Raw genomic sequence first — 20,412 nt, 5'->3', positions numbered from 1 at the left:
ATGAAAAAATTAGTACTGGCGATATTGTCAGGTATATTTTTTGCCATCTCCTGGCCAACGTATGGTTTCCCTTTATTTTTATTCATTGCTTTTGTTCCACTGCTTATTGCTGAAAAAAGCTTAAGAGATAATGGAACTAAAAAATCTAATTTAAAAATTCTTGGATTATCCTATGTTAGCTTTTTAATTTTCAATGCAATTACTACGTGGTGGTTGTATTACGCAACTCCATTTGGAATGTATTTTGCTGTTTTTGCAAATGCCTTTTTGATGAGTATTATCTTTCTTTTGTATCACATCATTGCAAAAAAAATCTCCCAAAAACTTAGTCTATGGATGTTAGTGTGTTTATGGATTGGTTTTGAAAAATTCCATTTAAATTGGGAACTATCATGGCCTTGGCTCAATTTAGGAAATGGATTTTCAGAATACTATAAATGGATTCAATGGTATGAATATACAGGAACCTTTGGAGGTACGCTTTGGATTTGGATTGTCAATATTTTATTTTTCTATGTGGCAATCGATTTTCAAAAACACAAAAACTACAGACTGTTAATCAAGACTAGCTTACTACCACTCTCGGTTATAATTATCGGAATTTTTTCATCACTTTACCTCTACGATACTTTTAAGGAATCTGAGGAAAGTGTAAATGTTATAGTATTACAACCTAATATTGATCCTTATACAGAGAAATACAAAACTACCAATTATGGTATGGCTCAAGATTTAATTGACTTAACCCAAACAAAACTTGATTCTAATAATTACTTTGTGATAGCGCCAGAAACAACCCTATCGAAACCTGTACAACTCAATAAATTCAAAAGAACGAAAGAATATTTTAAATTAAATAGTTTTGTACTTTCAAATCGTAATGTAGCTTTTTTATCAGGAATTACCTTTTATGATAGTTTTGATTCAAACCAAAAGCCTAATGCCACGGCAAATTATTTTAGAAATAGCAAAAACTGGTATAACAGTTACAACTCCTCTATTTTTCTTAGAGCGAAAAAAGAATTTGAGTTTTACCATAAATCAAAATTAGTAGTTGGTGTAGAACACATACCTTATCGAAATATTATTTCACCGCTATTAGGTGGGTATATGATTGATTTAGGTGGTTCTGTTTCTACTTTAACGACACAAAAAGAAAGACAGGTTTTCACTTTTAATAAAAATACCTTAGCTCCGGTGATTTGTTATGAATCCGTATACGGAGAATACGTTACAGACTATGTTAAATTGGGTGCCAACTTTTTAGCAATCATTACCAACGATGGTTGGTGGAGTACCAGTCAAGGACACAAGCAACATTTAAGCTTAGCTAGACTAAGGGCTATTGAAAACAGAAGAAGTATTGCTAGATCAGCCAATACAGGAGTATCAGCCCTTATCAATCAAAAGGGAGATATTATGCAAAGTATAGCGTATGGAGCTAAGGGAGCGATAAAAGGCTCTATTAAGACTAATTCAAAAACTACTTACTATACGGAACAAGGCGATTATATATTTAGAATTGCCATGTTGGTTATGGGAATCGTTCTCCTTACTTCTTTTACCAAAAGAAAACAAAACTAAAAACAAAAAAAGTCCTGATCTTAAATCAGGACTTTTTTTTGTTATCGATTTCTTCCATAAACCTCTACTATTACTATCAATGGTTCATTTATAGTTTTAAAAAAAAATAATAGCTCCAAAAAAGAAAATCATATCTAAATCGCTTTTTATTATATTTACGTATTAACCAAATCAAATTGCATGAAATATATTGTAGTAATTCCCCTGCTATTCCTAACATTTATCTCATTTGGACAAAAAGAATTTTACACAAAACAAGACAGTCTGCGTGGTAGTTTAAACGAATATAGAAGTTGGTGGGATCTGCAAAAATATAATTTAGAAATAGATGTTGATCTCTCTCATAAATCTATCGCTGGTCAAAATACTATCACATACAAAGTAATCAGAGAGGCGAGAATCATGCAAATTGATCTTCAATACCCTATGTTGATTACAGAAATATTACAAGATGGTCAATCGCTAAAATTTAAAAAAGAAGGAGCCGTTTATTATATCGAATTCACAAAAAAACAAAACCTTGATTCCGTAGAGACTGTTAAGATTAAATTCCAAGGAACTCCTAAAGAAACGACAAAAGCACCTTGGGAAGGAGGTTTTACTTGGGCAAAGGACAGCAATGGTTTTGATTTTATTGCCACAGCCTGCCAAGGTGATGGTGCTAGTTTATGGTGGCCTTGTAAAGATCATCTTTCCGATGAACCGGATTTAGGAATGGAACTTTCTTATACTGTTCCTCAACATTTAGTTGCAGTTGGAAATGGTAGGCTTGTAGAAACCAATTTCGATAGTATAAAAAAAACAAAAAGCTACCATTGGAAAGTTATCAACCCAATAAACAATTATGGAGTTCAAATGTCAATAGGGAATTATGTCTCCTTTTCTAACACACATCAAGGTGAAGCAGGTGACTTATATTGCGACTACTATGTGTTAAAGCAAAATTTCTATAAAGCGAAAAAACAATTCAAACAAGTAGATAAAATGCTACAAGCCTTTGAGTTCTGGTTTGGTCCTTATCCTTTTTATGAAGACGGATACAAAATTGTAGAAGTTCCTTATTTAGGGATGGAACATCAAAGCGCGGTGAGTTACGGAAACAATTATGATAATGGATACCGAGGTACTGATTTAAGTGGTTCTGGTTGGGGGCAAAAATTTGATTTTATTATCATTCATGAATCGGGTCATGAATGGTTTGGAAATAACATCACCAACAAAGATATTGCTGATATGTGGATCCACGAATCTTTTACTAATTATTCTGAAGTGATGTATCTAGATTATTTTTATGGACTTAAGGCAGGAAATGAATATGTTCAAGGTATTCGAAAGAACATAAAAAATGACAAACCTATTATCGGTCCTTATGGAGTAAACCAAAGAGGTTCTGAAGACATGTATTATAAGGGAGCAAATATGTTACATACTATACGATATGTGATAGGAAACGAAGGTACTTGGCGACTTCTTTTAAGAGGATTGAATCATCAATTTTATCATAAAACTGTAACAACAGAGCAAATCGAAGCTTATATCTCTGATTTTACAAAAACAGACTTTTCTTCCATCTTCAACCAATATTTAAGAACTACACAAATACCAACCTTAGAATACAAACTCGGAAAAAAATATGTAAAATACCGTTGGACAAATTGTGTACCGGATTTAAAATTACCAATCCGTATTTATATAAATAATGTACAACATGTTATCAAACCTGCATTGGAATGGAAAAAAACCAAGTTCAACTACAAAATAAACACATTCGCAATAGATCAGAATTACTATATCAACAGCAAAAAGATGAATTGATTATTTGTATTTGGCAGCCAAACTTTTAGCTTCTGGAATAAACGCTTGTAATTCTTTAATTCGTGTGTCATTCGATGGGTGTGTACTCATAAATTCAGGAGTACTACTAGATCCAACTTCTTTCATGCGTTTCCAAACATTCACTGCCTCCTCTGGATTATATCCTGCCATGATCATAAAAACCATTCCTAATTTGTCTGCTTCTGTTTCATGCTGACGACTAAATTTAAGCATTCCAAGTTGCGAACCTAAACCATAGGCCATATTCCACATCATTTGATCCTGAGTCTCTTGTCCTGAACTTCCAGCAGCCACTGCTACCGCACCCATTTGCTGAATCTTTTGGGAAGACATTCTTTCTTGACCATGCTTAGCAAAGGCATGTGCTACTTCATGTCCCATAATCGCTGCAATACCATCCGTATTTTTAGCTATTGGTAAAATCCCTGTATAAAAAACAACTTTTCCCCCTGGCATACACCAAGCATTCATTGTTTCATCTTGCACTAAGTTAAACTCCCATTCATAGCTATCTGCCTCCTTACTCATGTGATTTTCTCTCATGAATTTTGTAACTGCGATTGATATTCTTTTCCCTACTTCAGAAATCTCCTCAGATTGTTCTTTATTCTTCGATAAAGTATTTTCTTCTAAGAACGTTTTGTACTGAGCAAAACTCATTGGTAAAACTTCTTCGTCAGAAACAAAATTAAGTCTTTTCCTACCAGTAATTGGAACTGTTGAACAACTTACCACGATTAAAACAAAAGACAAAAGAGAACCGTAAAACTTCATAATATTTTTTTAACTTTGATATGCAAATATAGAATATAGATAATTAAACACGACTGTAAGTCTTCTAAAATTATCTCGTCTATATTGAAAATGTTCAACATATGAAATACCAAATATCTATAGTACTCCTAACCCTACTAACAACTCTAAATGCAGTTTCTCAAAAAAAAATAATAAAAACGGATAAAGAATGGAAACAGCAATTGTCTGAAATGGAATATTATGTTTTGCGAGAAAAAGGTACTGAAGCTCCTTCTTCTGGAAAGTATAATAAATTTTATGAGCCCGGTATTTACTATTGTAAAGGTTGTAATACTGCTTTATTTGACTCCAAAAACAAATATAATTCCTACAGTGGCTGGCCTTCTTTTGATAGATTTATAAATAAAAATGTCTCAGAAATTTCTGACAACAGTCATGGCATGAAAAGAACTGAAGTGGTTTGTGCCTTTTGTGATGGACATCTTGGACATGTTTTTAACGACGGACCCAAAACGACTGGTTTAAGATATTGTATAAATTCCGTTTCTTTAACTTTTGAACCTAAAAAATAATTTGATGAAAAAAATTACGAAATCTGAAAAAGAATGGAAAGAGCAATTGAATGAAAATGAATATTACATTCTTCGTGAAAAAGGCACAGAACGCCCTCATACTGGAAAATTTAATCTACACTTTGAAAAAGGGAGATATACATGTAAAGGCTGTGGTACTCCTTTATTTGAATCTAATTCTAAATTTGATGCCCATTGCGGTTGGCCTTCTTTTGACAAGTCTTTACCTAATAAAATAAATTATTTAAAAGACACCTCATTAAGCAGAACTAGAACAGAAATTGTTTGTAGTACTTGTGATGGACACTTGGGACATGTTTTTGAGGACGGCCCGACGAACACCGGTTTAAGATATTGTGTCAACTCGTTATCAATAGATTTTGAAAATGAAAAAAATTAAACTAATTTTACATTTCAATATAGTATAACCACATACCCCTCTTGAAAACCTATAACAATCATGAGTAAATCATGTCCAAACTGTAATTCTTCAAGTAACCGAATTAGAATTAATAGAAACCTATGGATGAAATTAATCCCGGGTTCCTACAGATATAAGTGTGCAAATTGCTACGCTACCTTTATTTATATTGTTGCTCTTAACAAATCTTTTTTGAATAAAAGACCTAGTTTTAAGATCACAATGAATACCAAAGCCTAATGTATTAAAAAATGGGAAAAGATTGTCCTTCTTGCGGATCAAACACAAGGTACAAAACAAAAAGGCCTTTGAAATTGAAAATGCTTCCTTACACATCTCTTTATAAATGTATGAGTTGCAATACTTATTATGTATATTCTCGTATAAATGATAGATCTTATGTTTATAAGAGAACCGTTTTAGCTACTAGAAATTAGCATAAATTATTTTTACTGTACTCTTTGATAGACTTCGAGTTTCTAGTATCTTTGTCGCTTTAAAAATCTATATTTAATAGTATGTTTCAAAATTTAAGCGAAAAATTAGACAAGGCTCTACATGTTTTAAAGGGTCATGGTAAAATTACTGAAGTAAATGTTGCAGAAACCCTGAAAGAAGTTCGTAAGGCTTTGATCACTGCAGATGTTAACTACAAAATTGCTAAAGATTTTACTTCTAGAGTAAAAGAAAAAGCTATTGGACAAGATGTATTGACTACCTTAAACCCTAGCCAGCTTTTAGTAAAACTTGTGAAAGACGAGTTAACGGAGTTGATGGGAGGTGAAACTGTTGGTGTAAATTTAGCTGGAAATCCTACTGTAATTTTAATGTCTGGATTGCAAGGGTCAGGTAAAACTACCTTTTCAGGTAAATTAGCAAACTATTTAAAATCAAAAAAATCGAAACAAGTATTACTTGTAGGATGTGATGTTTATCGTCCGGCCGCAATAAATCAATTGCAGGTTGTTGGTGAACAAATTGGCGTTGAAGTATATGCAGAAGTTGGGAATAACAATCCCGTAGAGATATCTCTTAACGCTATCAAGCATGCCAAAGCTACAGGTAAAAACACAGTAATAATTGATACCGCTGGTCGTTTAGCCGTTGACCAAGAGATGATGACCGAAATCTCTAACATCCATAAGGCGGTTAGTCCACAAGAAACATTATTTGTGGTTGATTCAATGACGGGTCAAGATGCTGTTAACACAGCGAAGGCCTTTAATGATTTATTAAATTTTGATGGAGTAATTCTAACAAAATTAGACGGTGATACACGCGGTGGAGCCGCTTTATCTATTAAATCTGTTGTAAACAAACCAATTAAATTTATTGGTACTGGTGAAAAAATGGAAGCTATTGATGTTTTCCATCCAGACCGTATGGCCGATAGAATTCTTGGAATGGGAGATGTTGTTTCTTTGGTTGAAAGAGCCCAAGAGCAATATGATGAAGAAGAAGCTCGAAAAATCCAGAAAAAAATTGCCAAAGATCAATTTGGATTTGACGATTTCTTAGCACAGATCCAACAGATTAAAAAAATGGGTAACGTTAAAGATTTAATGGGAATGATTCCTGGAGCAGGAAAAGCAATGAAAGATGTTGATATTGATGACGATGCTTTTAAAGGTATCGAGGCAATTATTCATTCTATGACACCTGGAGAAAGAACAGACCCTAAATCAATCAATGCTAGTCGTAAAAAAAGAATCGCAAAAGGTTCGGGAACAAGCATTCAAGAGGTAAATCAGTTGATGAAGCAATTCAATCAAATGAGTAAAATGATGAAAATGATGCAAGGTGGTGGTGGCCGCAAAATGATGCAGATGATGCAAGGAATGCGCTAAACCATTTTATAAAGAAACAAAAATTTGTACCATGACAATTTTAGACGGAAAACAAACTTCTGCAGATATTAAAGCGGAAATTGCTGAAGCAGTAGTTGAGATAAAAAACAACGGTAAAAAAACACCACATTTAGCAGCTGTTTTAGTTGGTACTGATGGTGCTAGTATGACCTATGTAGGTGCCAAAGTAAAGGCATGTAATTTAGTTGGATTTGAATCTACTTTGATTGAATTACCTGAAGAAACTACTGAAGAAAAAGTATTAAGTGTTATCGCTGACTTAAACAACAATCCTGAAATAGACGGATTTATAGTTCAATTACCACTTCCAAAGCATATAGACGAACATAAAGTTCTGATGGCTATTGACCCTGATAAAGATGTTGATGGATTTCACCCAACCAATGTTGGAAAAATGGCACTAGAACTACCTACTTTCTTACCAGCTACTCCTTATGGAATCATGGAATTATTAGAAAGATACAAGGTTGAAACTTCTGGAAAAAACGTTGTGGTTATTGGAAGAAGTCATATTGTAGGACGACCTATGAGTATACTTTTAAGTCAAAAAAGAACTGCTGGGAATGCTACCGTTACTCTAACTCATAGTAGAACAAAAAACCTAAAAGAAATTACTCAAGAAGCTGATATTATTGTTGCAGCTCTTGGTATAGCTGAATTCTTAACAGGAGACATGGTAAAAGAAGGAGTTACTATTGTTGATGTTGGAATTACTAGAGTTGACGATGCCTCAAAGAAAAGTGGTTTTAGACTTGCCGGAGATGTACACTTTGAAAGTGTTAGCAAAAAAGCTAATTTTATTACTCCTGTGCCAGGTGGTGTAGGTCCTATGACTATCGCGATGTTATTGAAGAATACCTTATTAGCTTGCAGTAGAAAATAAAAAAAAACACAAATATTAAAAAAAGCCGTTACAATTTAGTTTGTAACGGCTTTTCTTTTTCTTTCATAAAAATCTATTGCTAAAACAACTCCTACCCCAAATAAAATAAAAAGTACAGAATACCAATTTTCAACTATCCCCATATCGGGAACAAACCTCTTATAATTCTCAACAACTCCTACTCCATCATTATCCAATAAAACTACACCATTTTCTGTTGCTAAAATCTTCTCTTTCCATGGCCATACCATTCCTAAAGAACCAACAATAAAGCCAATAATCAAGGCCGTTACTATATGATTCCATCGCTTCAAAACATATCCTAAAATATGAGATAAGGTAATCAAACCGAAAAAAGACCCAAAGAAAAATGTTATTGCAATCTTTATATATTTTATATTTTTTTCAACGTCCAATACTTCAAAATGTCCCAAAATAACTGAGCTTGCTACCTCAAAAACTACATTTACACTATCTACCAAAAGCAACACATAATTTCCCATTACCATCAAAATAAAAGAGCCAGACAAACCAGGGATTGTCATACCACTAACTCCAATAACGCCACAAAAGAAAACAAACCATAAGTTACTATTTTCCGTTGCTGGAGGAAGATAACTTAATGCTGCACCAATCAAAATACCCAATAAAACAAAGCTTAAATTTTTTGTACTCCAATATTTATAGTTTTTACCTATATAATAAATAGAACCCAAAATCATTCCAAAAAAAGTACTCCACACATAGGTTTCATAACCTGTTAAAAGAAAATCTAACACTATAGATACAGAAAAATAACTAAATAGACTTCCTCCCATTACCAACAAAAGAAAAGAAATATTTAAATACTGAAACAAAGAACTGAATCTCCCTGCAATCAATAATTTAAAGGCTTTTATGTTTACCTTTCTAAAGGTGTAAATCATTTCTTCGTAAAAACCAAGGACAAAAGCTACTGCACCACCTGAAACACCTGGTACTTTATTTGCAGAACCCATTGCCAATCCTTTAAGGAAAAGAAATACTTTCTCTTTTGAACTTCGTTTTTCTGACATCAGCACATCATTTTAATCTAATTTTTTCTCTGCTTGTACTTTTTCTAAAAATAAGATAACTGCATATCCAACAATGGCCAGAACAACTGCTAATAACAGTTGGTTATCTTCGTAATCAAAAGGACTTATACTTTTTTGAAGCAATGGAACCTCCTCACCATGAGAATTCGTTCTCCATGTTAGGGTTTCTTTCCAGGGCCAAATTTTATTTAATGAACCAATAATAAACCCAGTTAATCCAGCTAAAGTCAAATTTTTAAAGTTTGAAAACAACCATTTTAAAATTTTAGAAAAACTCAATAACCCGACTACAACTCCGGCTCCAACTGTAGCTATTAATTGTATATCTCTGGAATGAATCGCTTCTAAAATCATCTTATAAGAACCTAGCAGAACCAATATAAAAGACCCAGATATTCCAGGAAGAATCATAGCACAAATAGCCAAAGCTCCTGATATAAAATAAAACAACAAAGAGGCTTCATCTGACACCAACGGCTCTAATATAGTTATATAATAAGCAATCCCTGCACCAATTACCATAAGTAACACCGTTTTAATATCCCACTTTGTAATTTGTTTTCCTATAAAAATTACACTAGCCAAAACCAAACCAAAGAAAAACGACCAAAGTAATATAGGCTCTGTTTCTAAAAGGTAAGAGATTCCTTTAGCTAATGATATAACACTTGCCGCTATTCCGAAGAGTAACACACTTAAAAAGTTACCATTTATTGAATTCCATGCAGCTTTTATTCCATCCTTTTTTAAAATAGAAATTGTTTTGAAATTGATGCTACTAATACTACCTAAAAGTTCTTCATAGATACCTGAGATAAATGCAATAGTACCTCCTGAAACTCCTGGTACTACATCAGCAGCCCCCATAGCCATTCCTTTTAAAAATAAGACTATATATCCTTTAATTGATCTTTCCATATGTAAATTTTATTTTAACAAATGTAACATTTATAAAAGAGATAATTCCTACCTCTATCCTTTCAAATATAATTTTTTAGGTATTTTTATTTTAAATCATAGGACTCTTTCCAATACTGAGTAACACCAGTATACATAGCGTCTAGTGACATCTGGACAGCTATAGCAGTATGTCCACCTGTATATATATTAGAAATCGGCTGTGTTTTGTTTGCAATAGCTTCTTTAAAATCAAACAAAGCTTGTTTAGTTGGTTCCATATGAGATATGTTTATTTTCTTTCCTTTATCAGAACCATAACCATTCGTTTTTGTGGCACCAGAAACTCCATCTACTAAACCTATTGAAGGTTTTTGGTCTTTAGAATAATATTTAATCCAAGCTGCATTCGGCCCAATTGTAATTACTCCTTTTCTTCCAATAACCTTAATTTCATAGCCACCTGGTATATTACCCGTTAAGCACTTAAAACTTGCTTTCACTCCACTTGGATATTCAAACAACAAATGAGTGTTGTCATAAGTCTCTCTTCCGTCTTGATAAAAATCGATCCCCCCAGTACCCATAATTTTTTTCGGATTTTCTCCTAATACCCAATTTACAAAATCTATTTGATGAGAACTTAACTCCGCTGTTAATCCACCTGAGTACTCTCTATACATCCTCCAATTGATGGATCTTTCCAATGAAGGTTTCGGCACAGGTTGTCTCCAATCACCTTTTCTGTACCATTGACACTCAAAAGAGCTAATTTCTCCGATTTCCTTAGAATTTATTATTTCTACAACTTTCTGATACAATTTAGAACTATGATATTGATGCCCAGTTTGAAATATTAATTTTGAGTTTTCTACTTTTTCGACCAAAGACTTGATTCCATTAATTCCTTTAACAGTAGTCTTTTCGCAATACACATGTTTACCAGCCTCTATAGCATCCATCGCTATTTTTTCATGTGTATAAAAAGGTGTAGCGATTAAAACAGCGTCGATTTTTTTATTTTTTAAAATTTCTCGATAATCCTTATATCCTTTTACAGTACCATCGGTTTTAGCTAATCCATTCACCAATCGGAACTCTAACACATCACAAAGTGCAACAACATCAATTCCCTGAACAGATTTAACAACAGGCAACAACCCTATTCCACGGCTTCCGGAACCAATAATCGCGAGCCTGATATTTCTTTTAAATAAATCACTTGACAAACCTGTAGCCATCGCAGATCCCCCTAAAAATAAACCTGCAGATAATGCACTTCCTTTTTTAACAAACTCTCTTCTTTCCATAGTTCTTTTTCAATAAGCTTTTCTCTAATTATTTTAATACTAAAATGTATTTTATTACAAATAATGCATAAAAAAAGTTCCTAATCTGGAACAATTTTTATATCTCTTTTATTTTTTAAAATTTTCTATGATCGACTTCACTTCTTCTATTTTAAAAAAACCAGGATACAATTCTTTCATTACTTCATGAAATTCAAAGTCAATAGCTAACCCGTTTTTTAAGTGTAAATAGGAAGCATCCTTATCTCCTAACTGTAGAAATAACCCAAACAACCTGAACTCTATTTCAGCCGCTTCGTTAAAATATTTTTTTGCCTTTACCAAGGTGTTTAAAGATTCTGAATAATCTCCTAAATAATATTGAACATCAGCAAGAGCTAACCAAATCTCTAAAGACTTATCATCCAAACTCAGACAACGTTTAAACGCAACTATTGCCTCTTCAAAAAAGCTTAGTTTAATATTTATCTCCCCATATTTTCTCCAATAAACAGCGTTAAACTCATCAATAGAAAGTACTTTTTTTATGTAATATAAAGATTTTGAATAGTCCTCTAATAAATAATATACATCCGTCAAAGACATCCATGCTTTATCCAATAATGGATCTTCGTTAACTGCTTTTTTATAAAATTCTGCAGACTTCTTCAATTGATTTAAATTTCTAAAACAATCTCCCATACGCAAAAACACAAAAGCAGTTGGATCATCTAACTCCAAAGAAATGGAATAATTTTCAACAGCTTCCTCGTAACGCCCTAGTATCTCCAAAGTTTTCGCTTTCTCTAAATAGCCCCCAATAAAAGATTCATCAATTAAAACAGCGTAGTCAAATGCTTTCAGAGCCTCTTCGTGGTTCTCTAACACCATATATTGCCTCCCTAATTGATGCCAAGCTACTTCACAGTAAGGGTTCATATCTAAATATTGCTTCAAATAAACAATGGCCTCCTGATGCTTTTCATCCATATCAAAACAATAGATGATATTATATAATGAAGAATAATCTTCAAAATCAACTTCTAAACATTTTGCAAAATTCAATCTAGCTTGATCAAAGTCATCTAAATAAAGATACTCCATGGCCAACAATGAAGATACATCTGCCACATCATTTGTAAATTCTAAGGCTATTTTTAGAGAATCAATCGCTTCTATGTGTTTGTCTATTTTAGAAAAAATAGCGGCCCTTTGAATATGCACCTCCTCATTGGTAGGTTCTATTGCTTCTAATTCATTCAAAAGCTTTTCGGCCGTATCAAATTGCTCTTCAAAGATAAATAGCTCTACTTCTAACAATTTCAACAAAATAGAACTAGGATGTTGTTCAAGCCCTAATTTAACTGCTTTTTTTGCCAAAGAATGCCGCCCATTATCTAAATAGTAATGAATAATTTCTTCGAATTCAGACGAATCAAAAAAATACACTTTGTTGGTTTTCAACATCGATTCAAATTTTGATAAAGACATATTCTTGCTTTTAGGTGAAACAATAACTCTACTTGTTTAAAATTAGTATTTCTCTTTTCTTAATATACGGAAAAAAGAAATTGTTTTTAACAATTTAATCAACAAAACAGGCTCTTTAGCTCCCTGCTTATCAGTATAATGATCAAAAAACGCACCAAAATATTTTTATTCAACTTGTAATTAATTAATTATCACATGAAAAGAAATGAAGATTTTACATAAAAAATTGCCTTTAAAATATTTCTCATTAACTTAATAAAACATATTTGTTTGAGTATATTTGTTGTAACAAAAACAAGCTTTCTATTCAGTTATATGGGCAACAAAATATTACTAAACTCTAGAGAAATTGAAATCATTTTACATAGATTAGCCTGTCAGTTAATCGAAAATCATGATGATTTTTCAAACACCGTTTTACTTGGACTTCAACCTAGGGGTACTTTTTTAGCAGACAGACTTGCGAAACTTTTAAAAGAAGAATATCAAATTAAAGAAATTCTTTTAGGGAAATTAGATATTACTTTTTTTAGAGATGATTTTAGAAGAAGAGAAGCACCTCTTGAGGCAAATTCTACTCAGATTGATTTTCTAGTGGAAGGTAAAAAAGTAGTGATTATTGATGATGTTTTATATTCAGGTAGAAGTATCAATGCCTCATTAGCTGCCTTACAATCGTACGGGAGACCCGAACAAATTGAACTTTTAGTATTGATTGACAGAAGGTTTAGTAGACATTTACCTATACAACCTGACTATAGAGGGAGACAAGTAGATGTAATCAATAACGAAAAAGTATCTGTTCATTGGAATGAGAATGACACGGAAGATGCAGTATATTTAACAACGAACAATTAAAGAATGAAATCATTAAGTGTTAATAATTTATTAGGTATTAAACATTTGAATCCACAAGATTTGGATTTGATTTTTGAAACTGCCGATCACTTTAAAGAGGTGATCAACAGACCTATAAAAAAGGTTCCATCATTAAGAGATATTACCATTGCAAATCTCTTTTTTGAAAACAGTACTAGAACCAAACTTTCTTTTGAATTAGCTGAAAAAAGACTTTCTGCAGATGTTATCAATTTCTCTGCGGCTCAATCGTCTGTTAAAAAAGGAGAAACTTTAATTGATACGGTAAACAATATTCTTTCTATGAAAGTAGATATTGTTGTAATGCGTCACCCTAATGTAGGAGCCGGAGTATTTTTATCAGAACATGTAGATGCCAAAATAATCAATGCCGGTGACGGTACACACGAACATCCAACCCAAGCCTTATTAGACTCCTATTCCATTCGAGAAAAATTAGGAGACGTGGCTGGTAAAAAAGTTGTTATCATTGGAGATATTTTACATTCAAGAGTAGCTTTATCAAATATTTTTGCTTTGAAACTGCAAGGTGCAGAGGTTAAAGTATGTGGTCCAACAACTTTGATTCCGAAGCATATTGAAAGTTTAGGAGTAAAAGTAGAAACAAACCTTAGAAAAGCTTTAGAATGGTGTGATGTAGCAAACGTGCTTAGAGTACAACACGAAAGAATGGATATCAAATATTTCCCTTCTACAAGAGAATACACGCAGTTATTTGGAATTAATAAAGAAATCCTTAATTCACTTGACAAAGAAATTGTTATTATGCACCCTGGACCTATCAATAGAGGGGTTGAAATTACAAGTGATGTAGCCGATTCAGATCAATCTATTATTTTAGATCAGGTTGAGAATGGTGTTGCGGTTAGAATGGCCTGTATTTATTTATTGGCTGAGCAAATTAAAAGATAGTTTTACTTTTAAATTTTTTGAAAATGAATATTGAAAAAAAAGATAATTACACCCTCATTCAAGTTACAGAATCTTCATTCGAAGCCTTTTCTGAAACGTTTCAAATTGATGATTTTTCTAAAGAAAACTTATTCCTAAATTTTATAGATGCTTTTGAAGTTACAACAGCACAAATAGATAGTTTTTCAGAAATATCCATGAATAAAAAAGAAAATGGAACTTCTTTTATCATCATTGCTTCAGGTATTGAAATTGATGATTTAGAAGACGAAACACTTAGTGTTGTACCTACGTTAATAGAAGCTGAGGATACTTTGGAAATGGATGCTATTGAACGTGACTTAGGACTTTAATTAATTTCAAAAAATGAGCATTAAACTAACCATTTTAGGATGTCACTCTGCTTCTCCAAGACAGAACGCCTTTCCTACTGCTCAATTTTTAGAAATTAAAGATCGTAATTTTTTAATCGATTGCGGAGAAGGAACCCAAACGTTATTAAGAAAACACAAAGTTGCCTTTTCTAAAATAAAACATATATTTATTTCTCACCTCCATGGAGATCATTTCTATGGTTTGATTGGTTTGATTTCTACTTTTGGATTACACAATCGAGAAAATGATTTGCATATTTACGGACCAAAAGGAATTAAGGAGGTAATTACACTTCAAATTAAATTAGCCAAATCATGGACCAAATACAAACTATTTTTTCATGAATTGGAGAGTCATGAAAGTGAACTTATTTTTGAAGATAGAAAAGTAAAAGTTTTTACCATTCCTCTAAAACATAGGGTGTATACGAATGGTTTTTTATTTCAAGAAAAAACAGGGGAACGCAAACTTAACATGGACGCCATCCAAGCAAATCCAGAGATAGAAATTTGCGATTACCATAATTTAAAAAAAGGCAAAGACTTTACATCTGAAGATGGAAAAAGTACAATTGCCAATACTAAATTAACTTTCCCGCCTAACAAAGCACTGTCTTACGCTTTTTGCAGCGATACTCAGTACCACCCTCCCATTATTCCAATTATCAAAAACGTAGACTTACTCTACCATGAAGCTACATTTTTAGAAGACAAAAAGGAATTAACTGACAGAACCAAACATTCTACAGCAAAAGAAGCAGCCTCAATAGCACAGCAAGCAAATGTTGGTCAATTAATCTTAGGCCACTACTCTTCTCGCTATGATGATTTGAATCTTTTTAAAGAGGAAGCAGCAAGCATATTCCCTAAGGTATCTTTAGCCGAAAGTGGAAAGGTATTTGAAATTAAATAGCAATAACCTTATTGTTTATAACATTTATTTTTTTCATAGTTTTATCTCTTCTTTCATTTTAATTATTGTGTAAATTTGTTGAAGATTCCATCTTTATAAAATATTTATTCAATGCAAAACCCTTTAATTTTACTTGTAATTATTCTTGTTGCAAGTTTTGTTGGCTACCTAATCGGACAAAAAATTTCTAAGCTAAAATCTGACAAAGAAACCATTGCCTCTGATGAAAAAATTAATTTATTAAACCAACAATTAGAACAACAGAAAATTTCTTCTGAAACAGAAAAAAATAATTTGATTGAAACCATCTCTAAATCAGAAAAAACAACGGAAACAATTAAATTTGAAGCTGCCAAAAACATAGAACAACTTAGGACTGCAAAGGATAATGAACTAGAAGAATTACGACAAAAAAACAATACCCTGTCTATTGAACATACCAAACTAGAAGCGGAACTAAAAAACACACAAGTGAAGCTTAAAGAAAACAAGCAAGAAGTTGAACAACTTCAAGAAAAATTCACAAAAGAATTTGAAAACCTAGCAAACAAAATCTTAGACGAAAAATCTATAAAATTCAAAGAACAAAACAAGGAAAGTATTGGAGAAATATTGAACCCGTTAAAAGAAAAAATTCAAACTTTTGAAAAAAAGGTAGAAGACACCAATAAAGAAAGTATTGTTAGAAATTCTGCTTTAAAACAACAAATAGAAGGCCTAGAGAAACTAAACTTAAAAATGAGTCAAGAGGCCATTAATCTAACAAAAGCCTTAAAAGGAGATAGCAAAACTCAAGGGAATTGGGGTGAATTAATTCTTGAAAGAGTCTTAGAAAAATCTGGACTTGAAAAAGGAAGAGAATATGATTTGGAAAAAAGTTTTGCTACAGAGGAAGAAGGAAAAACAAGATTAAGGCCTGATGTAATTATCAACCTACCCGACAACAGAAAAATGGTAGTGGATTCTAAGGTATCCTTAACTGCGTACGAACAGTATGTGAATGCTGAAACCGAAAATGAAAGGATTACTTTTATCAAAGAACATGTAAATTCTTTAAAAAGACATGTGGACCAGTTAAGTGCAAAAAAATACGAAGATTTACACCAAATTGAATCTCCAGACTTTGTGTTATTATTTATCCCAATAGAACCTGCGTTTGCCGTGGCACTTGAAGCAGATCATGAACTATACAACAAAGCCTTTGTAAAAAATATTGTGATTGTTACCCCTTCAACATTATTAGCTACCCTTAGAACTATCGATAGTATGTGGCAAAATGAAAAGCAACAAAAAAATGCTATTGAAATAGCAAGACAAGCTGGTGCCTTGTATGATAAATTTGAAGGATTGCTACAAGATTTAATAAAAGTAGGAAACAAACTTAAAGACACAAAAACCGAATACGAAGGTGCTATGAATAAACTTGTTAACGGTCGTGGAAACCTTATCACTAGCGTTGAAAAAATTAAAAAATTAGGTGCTAAGGCTAAAAAAGCGCTACCGAATACGCTTTTAGAACGTGCTCAAGAATCGGACTCCTAAATAAAAAACAAAATCGAGATGAAAAAAAAGTACCTTTTAATCATACTACTCATTTCTGTTAGTTTTGGCGGAATCTGTCAAGACTACATAAAAAAAATAGCGGATAAAACTTGTCTGTGTGCCAGTAAAATCCCTGATTCTTTAAGCAATGATAATTACAATATGCAACTTGGTATTTGTATGATAGCTTCAGCAAAACCCTATAAAAAGAAACTCAAAAAAGATTTCAATATTGATTTCAATCATATTGACGGACAAGCGGAACAGTTGGGAGAACTTATCGGAATGCAAATGATTGGATCTTGTCCAAATACCATGATGGAAATTGCTAAAAGAAATGAAGATCCTATACTAGAAGAAGTATCCCTAAAAATACAAGGAAAGATTGTAGACATTGAAGAAAATCAATTTGTAACCTTCCTCCTTAAGGATGGGACTGGTAAAACTAAAAAATTTATTTGGCTTTACTATGTTGAAAGTAAAATTGACTTATTTACAGATTATAAGACAATGAAAAGTAAAGCCGTATCGATTACTTACAAGCAACAAGAATTATACGACCCCAGAATTGGAGAGTATAGGAATTACAATATTATCATTGGTATAGAAAAGATAAGAAGTTCGTCAAGAAGCACCATTGGAATGCTATAGCTTTTAAGAGTATACCTAAAATTCAATTTTGTATAAAACCTTTTTAGCGAATTTAGAAATTCCTTTGACGCAATAAACAATCACCATATGAATCATGAATTCAGAAAAAAACTAGGTATTCAAGAAGACAAACCCAACGATTGGTTTGAAAATTTATATGCTGATTCCAATGATTCTGGTCAGGGTGTGCCTTGGGCCAATATGCAAGCACATCCGCTATTCCAAAACTGGATACAGAACAAGACTCCAATACAGAATAACAAGACAGCTTTAGTTATTGGCTGCGGATTAGGTGATGATGCTATTGAACTTGAGAGAAATGGCTATAAGGTAACTGCTTTCGATGTTTCTGAAAGTGCCATTGAGATATGTAAAAAACGATTTCCTGCCACCAAGGTGAAATTTCTAAAAAGTGACCTACTTGCAGGGGTACCAGAATGGAAAGAAAAGTATGATTTTGTTTTGGAGATTTTCACTATTCAAGCACTTCCTCCTAAATATGAGGCTGTTTTAATTAATAACATATCTGATTTTGTAAAGCCAAAGGGTAGATTAATGATCATTACAGAAGTTCAGACTTCCAAAAGAAATTACGAAAATGGTCCACCTTGGCTTTTAAATCATAACTACATAGATTCTTTTGAAAAAAATGGGTTCCTACTAATTGAAAATTTCAAAAGTCTAGAAACCCATATTGGTGAGGAAATTCATTTATCTCTATTCGAAAAAAATTCATAACTTCTTGATTTTATAATTCAAGAACTTATGGTTGATACTTCGGAATTAGAAATTTATGACACAATTATTATCGGTGGTGGACAAGCGGGACTTTCGGTAGCATATTATCTGCGAAAAACCAATTTAAATTTTTTAATCTTAGACAACCAATCAAAAGCTGGAGGTGCTTGGTTACATACTTGGGATAGTTTGAAATTATTTTCTCCATCGCAATACAGCTCTTTATCCGGCTGGCAAATGCCTGAAACCGAAAATGAGTATCCTACAAAAACAGAATTCCTAAACTATTTAAAGGGCTACGAAAAGCGCTATAATTTCCCTATAAAACGTAATTGCAACGTAATTAAGGTTTCTAAACACAGTGCTATTTTCCAATTAGAAACCAACCAAGGGAACTTTTTATGCAAAACTTTGGTGAGTGCTACCGGGACCTACCTATCCCCTTTTATCCCCCAATACCCAAATGCTCACTTATTTCAAGGAAAACAAATTCATTCTATAAATTACAAAAACACCAATGATATTAATGATAAAAAAATTCTTCTGATTGGAGCCGGAAACTCAGGATCACAAATTCTAGCAGAAGTTTCAAAAACCAATCAAACTACCTGGGTTACAATTGACACCCCTGTATTTTTACCAGAAGATATTGATGGTCGCTATCTATTTATACAAGCAAATAACAGTTATCTAAAAAAAGAAACAGACAATACCAAAGAAAAAATTTCTTTAAACAACATAGTTCAAGTAGAAAGTGTAAAAGAAGGATTAGAAAAAGGTATCTACAAAGATCATAGACCTTTCAAATCTTTTTATGATCAAGGTGTCATTTGGAGTAACGGCACAAAAGAAAAGTTTGACATGGTTATTTGGTGTACAGGTTTTAGCCCTAATCTAAAGCATTTAGAAAACTTAAACATTATAGAAAACAACAAGATTAAAACCAATACTTGTCGTTCTATTGATGAACCTACACTTTGGTTAGTTGGCTATGGAAATTGGACTGGATTCGCGTCTGCAACCATATATGGTGTTGGTAAAACAGCCAAACAAACAGTGTTAGAAATCATTTCATTTTTTAAAAACAACTAACGATTGTCAAATAAGTGGGTAGCATAATTTAAACTTCCCTAACTTGGTCAAAAAAACACAATACCCCTGACACACCCTTGTCATACTTGACCATTACTTTTGTTTAAAACTAAAACAAAATGAGCACATCAAAATTTCAAGAAACAGTAAATGTATCAGCAGATAAAGTTTGGGAGGTACTATTTGAGCAATACGGCGACATTCATACCCATAATCCAAACATGACAAGTTCTAAATATTTAGAACATTTTTCTAAGGGGGATTTAAATTGTCCTAGACATGTAACTTTTAACGAGAAGCTATACTTGGAGGAAACCATTACAGAAGTCGATCGAAATAAAAGATTCAAAGTTGTTGCCGATAAACACAACCTTCCTTTCTTAAAAGATATGTCGGCAGTTTATGAATTAACAACCATTGAAGAAAATAAAACCCTGATCACTATGACTTCCGTAGTCACCTCTTCTCCTAAGTTTATGATTTCCTTAATGAAAAGGCAATTAGGAAAAGGTTTGAAACAACATCTTTTTGGTCTAAAATATTACCTAGAAACTGGAAAAACAGTAAACAAAGACAATTACAACACTGTTTTTAAGAAATATAACCAATAAAACACATTTTTTAATTTACGCATTTAT

The 20,412-nt window shown here is 32.6% G+C and carries 20 protein-coding genes; 15 read left to right on the top strand and 5 right to left on the bottom strand.

Annotation, left to right across the window (positions count from 1 at the left end):
• Entirely contained in the window at window positions 1-1,584 is a 1,584-nt protein-coding gene (lnt, locus tag AC2DGP_RS02345) for an apolipoprotein N-acyltransferase (protein WP_484491424.1), read from the top strand.
• A gap of 180 nt (window positions 1,585-1,764) precedes the next feature.
• The gene (locus AC2DGP_RS02340) at window positions 1,765-3,399 is read left to right on the top strand and encodes a M1 family metallopeptidase (protein WP_484491423.1); all 1,635 of its coding nucleotides are present in this window, start codon (window positions 1,765-1,767) and stop codon (window positions 3,397-3,399) included.
• Here the strand turns inward: AC2DGP_RS02340 and AC2DGP_RS02335 are convergent, their stop codons facing one another.
• Entirely contained in the window at window positions 3,400-4,194 is a 795-nt protein-coding gene (locus tag AC2DGP_RS02335) for a M48 family metallopeptidase (protein ID WP_484491422.1), read from the bottom strand.
• Between the two features lie 101 nt (window positions 4,195-4,295).
• Here AC2DGP_RS02335 and msrB (AC2DGP_RS02330) point away from each other — a divergent pair, with 101 nt between their 5' ends.
• From msrB (AC2DGP_RS02330) to folD, 4 genes are all read left to right on the top strand, one after another.
• Window positions 4,296-4,748, top strand: a complete 453-nt coding sequence (msrB, locus tag AC2DGP_RS02330; protein ID WP_484491421.1) for a peptide-methionine (R)-S-oxide reductase MsrB — start codon at window positions 4,296-4,298, stop codon at window positions 4,746-4,748.
• A 4-nt stretch (window positions 4,749-4,752) separates the two neighbouring features.
• Window positions 4,753-5,148 (top strand): peptide-methionine (R)-S-oxide reductase MsrB, encoded by a 396-nt coding sequence (msrB, locus tag AC2DGP_RS02325; RefSeq protein ID WP_484491420.1) that lies wholly within the window; start codon window positions 4,753-4,755, stop codon window positions 5,146-5,148.
• A 539-nt stretch (window positions 5,149-5,687) separates the two neighbouring features.
• Window positions 5,688-7,016: a signal recognition particle protein gene (ffh, locus tag AC2DGP_RS02320; RefSeq protein ID WP_484491419.1), complete on the top strand. Its 1,329-nt coding sequence runs from the start codon at window positions 5,688-5,690 to the stop codon at window positions 7,014-7,016.
• A 31-nt stretch (window positions 7,017-7,047) separates the two neighbouring features.
• Window positions 7,048-7,920: a bifunctional methylenetetrahydrofolate dehydrogenase/methenyltetrahydrofolate cyclohydrolase FolD gene (folD, locus tag AC2DGP_RS02315; RefSeq protein ID WP_484491418.1), complete on the top strand. Its 873-nt coding sequence runs from the start codon at window positions 7,048-7,050 to the stop codon at window positions 7,918-7,920.
• Window positions 7,921-7,955: 35 nt separating this feature from the next.
• Here folD and AC2DGP_RS02310 read toward each other — a convergent pair whose 3' ends face one another.
• From AC2DGP_RS02310 to AC2DGP_RS02295, 4 genes are all read right to left on the bottom strand, one after another.
• Window positions 7,956-8,975 carry a DUF368 domain-containing protein gene (locus AC2DGP_RS02310; RefSeq protein ID WP_484491417.1) on the bottom strand — a complete coding sequence of 340 codons (1,020 nt, stop codon included), beginning with the start codon at window positions 8,973-8,975 and terminating at the stop codon, window positions 7,956-7,958.
• 12 nt (window positions 8,976-8,987) lie between these two features.
• Complete coding sequence (locus tag AC2DGP_RS02305; protein ID WP_484491416.1) at window positions 8,988-9,914, bottom strand: polyprenyl-phosphate transporter; 927 nt, start codon at window positions 9,912-9,914, stop codon at window positions 8,988-8,990.
• Window positions 9,915-10,000: 86 nt separating this feature from the next.
• Window positions 10,001-11,203 carry a Gfo/Idh/MocA family protein gene (locus AC2DGP_RS02300; RefSeq protein WP_484491415.1) on the bottom strand — a complete coding sequence of 401 codons (1,203 nt, stop codon included), beginning with the start codon at window positions 11,201-11,203 and terminating at the stop codon, window positions 10,001-10,003.
• Between the two features lie 108 nt (window positions 11,204-11,311).
• On the bottom strand, window positions 11,312-12,673 hold the full coding sequence (locus AC2DGP_RS02295; protein WP_484491414.1) for a tetratricopeptide repeat protein: 1,362 nt from the start codon (window positions 12,671-12,673) through the stop codon (window positions 11,312-11,314).
• A gap of 315 nt (window positions 12,674-12,988) precedes the next feature.
• Between AC2DGP_RS02295 and pyrR the strand changes: the two genes are divergently transcribed.
• The 9 genes from pyrR to AC2DGP_RS02250 all read left to right on the top strand — a co-directional run bounded on the left by pyrR (window position 12,989) and on the right by AC2DGP_RS02250 (window position 20,385).
• On the top strand, window positions 12,989-13,531 hold the full coding sequence (pyrR, locus tag AC2DGP_RS02290) for a bifunctional pyr operon transcriptional regulator/uracil phosphoribosyltransferase PyrR (RefSeq protein WP_484492475.1): 543 nt from the start codon (window positions 12,989-12,991) through the stop codon (window positions 13,529-13,531).
• A 3-nt stretch (window positions 13,532-13,534) separates the two neighbouring features.
• Complete coding sequence (locus AC2DGP_RS02285; protein WP_300323737.1) at window positions 13,535-14,464, top strand: aspartate carbamoyltransferase catalytic subunit; 930 nt, start codon at window positions 13,535-13,537, stop codon at window positions 14,462-14,464.
• A gap of 23 nt (window positions 14,465-14,487) precedes the next feature.
• On the top strand, window positions 14,488-14,817 hold the full coding sequence (locus AC2DGP_RS02280) for a hypothetical protein (protein ID WP_484491413.1): 330 nt from the start codon (window positions 14,488-14,490) through the stop codon (window positions 14,815-14,817).
• A gap of 13 nt (window positions 14,818-14,830) precedes the next feature.
• Window positions 14,831-15,751 (top strand): ribonuclease Z, encoded by a 921-nt coding sequence (locus AC2DGP_RS02275; RefSeq protein WP_484491412.1) that lies wholly within the window; start codon window positions 14,831-14,833, stop codon window positions 15,749-15,751.
• Between the two features lie 111 nt (window positions 15,752-15,862).
• Window positions 15,863-17,293, top strand: a complete 1,431-nt coding sequence (locus tag AC2DGP_RS02270) for a DNA recombination protein RmuC (RefSeq protein WP_484491411.1) — start codon at window positions 15,863-15,865, stop codon at window positions 17,291-17,293.
• Between the two features lie 18 nt (window positions 17,294-17,311).
• Complete coding sequence (locus tag AC2DGP_RS02265; RefSeq protein ID WP_484491410.1) at window positions 17,312-17,944, top strand: hypothetical protein; 633 nt, start codon at window positions 17,312-17,314, stop codon at window positions 17,942-17,944.
• An 87-nt stretch (window positions 17,945-18,031) separates the two neighbouring features.
• A complete protein-coding gene (locus AC2DGP_RS02260) occupies window positions 18,032-18,682 on the top strand; it encodes a class I SAM-dependent methyltransferase (RefSeq protein ID WP_484491409.1) in 651 nt (216 codons plus the stop codon).
• Between the two features lie 27 nt (window positions 18,683-18,709).
• Window positions 18,710-19,774: an ArsO family NAD(P)H-dependent flavin-containing monooxygenase gene (locus tag AC2DGP_RS02255; RefSeq protein WP_484491408.1), complete on the top strand. Its 1,065-nt coding sequence runs from the start codon at window positions 18,710-18,712 to the stop codon at window positions 19,772-19,774.
• A 119-nt stretch (window positions 19,775-19,893) separates the two neighbouring features.
• Window positions 19,894-20,385, top strand: coding sequence for an SRPBCC family protein (locus AC2DGP_RS02250; RefSeq protein ID WP_484491407.1), 492 nt, complete (start codon window positions 19,894-19,896; stop codon window positions 20,383-20,385).
• Window positions 20,386-20,412 lie beyond the last annotated feature (27 nt).

The organism is Flavicella sp. IMCC45537, from assembly GCF_057197705.1.
This window is presented reverse-complemented; position numbering and strand designations above follow the sequence as displayed.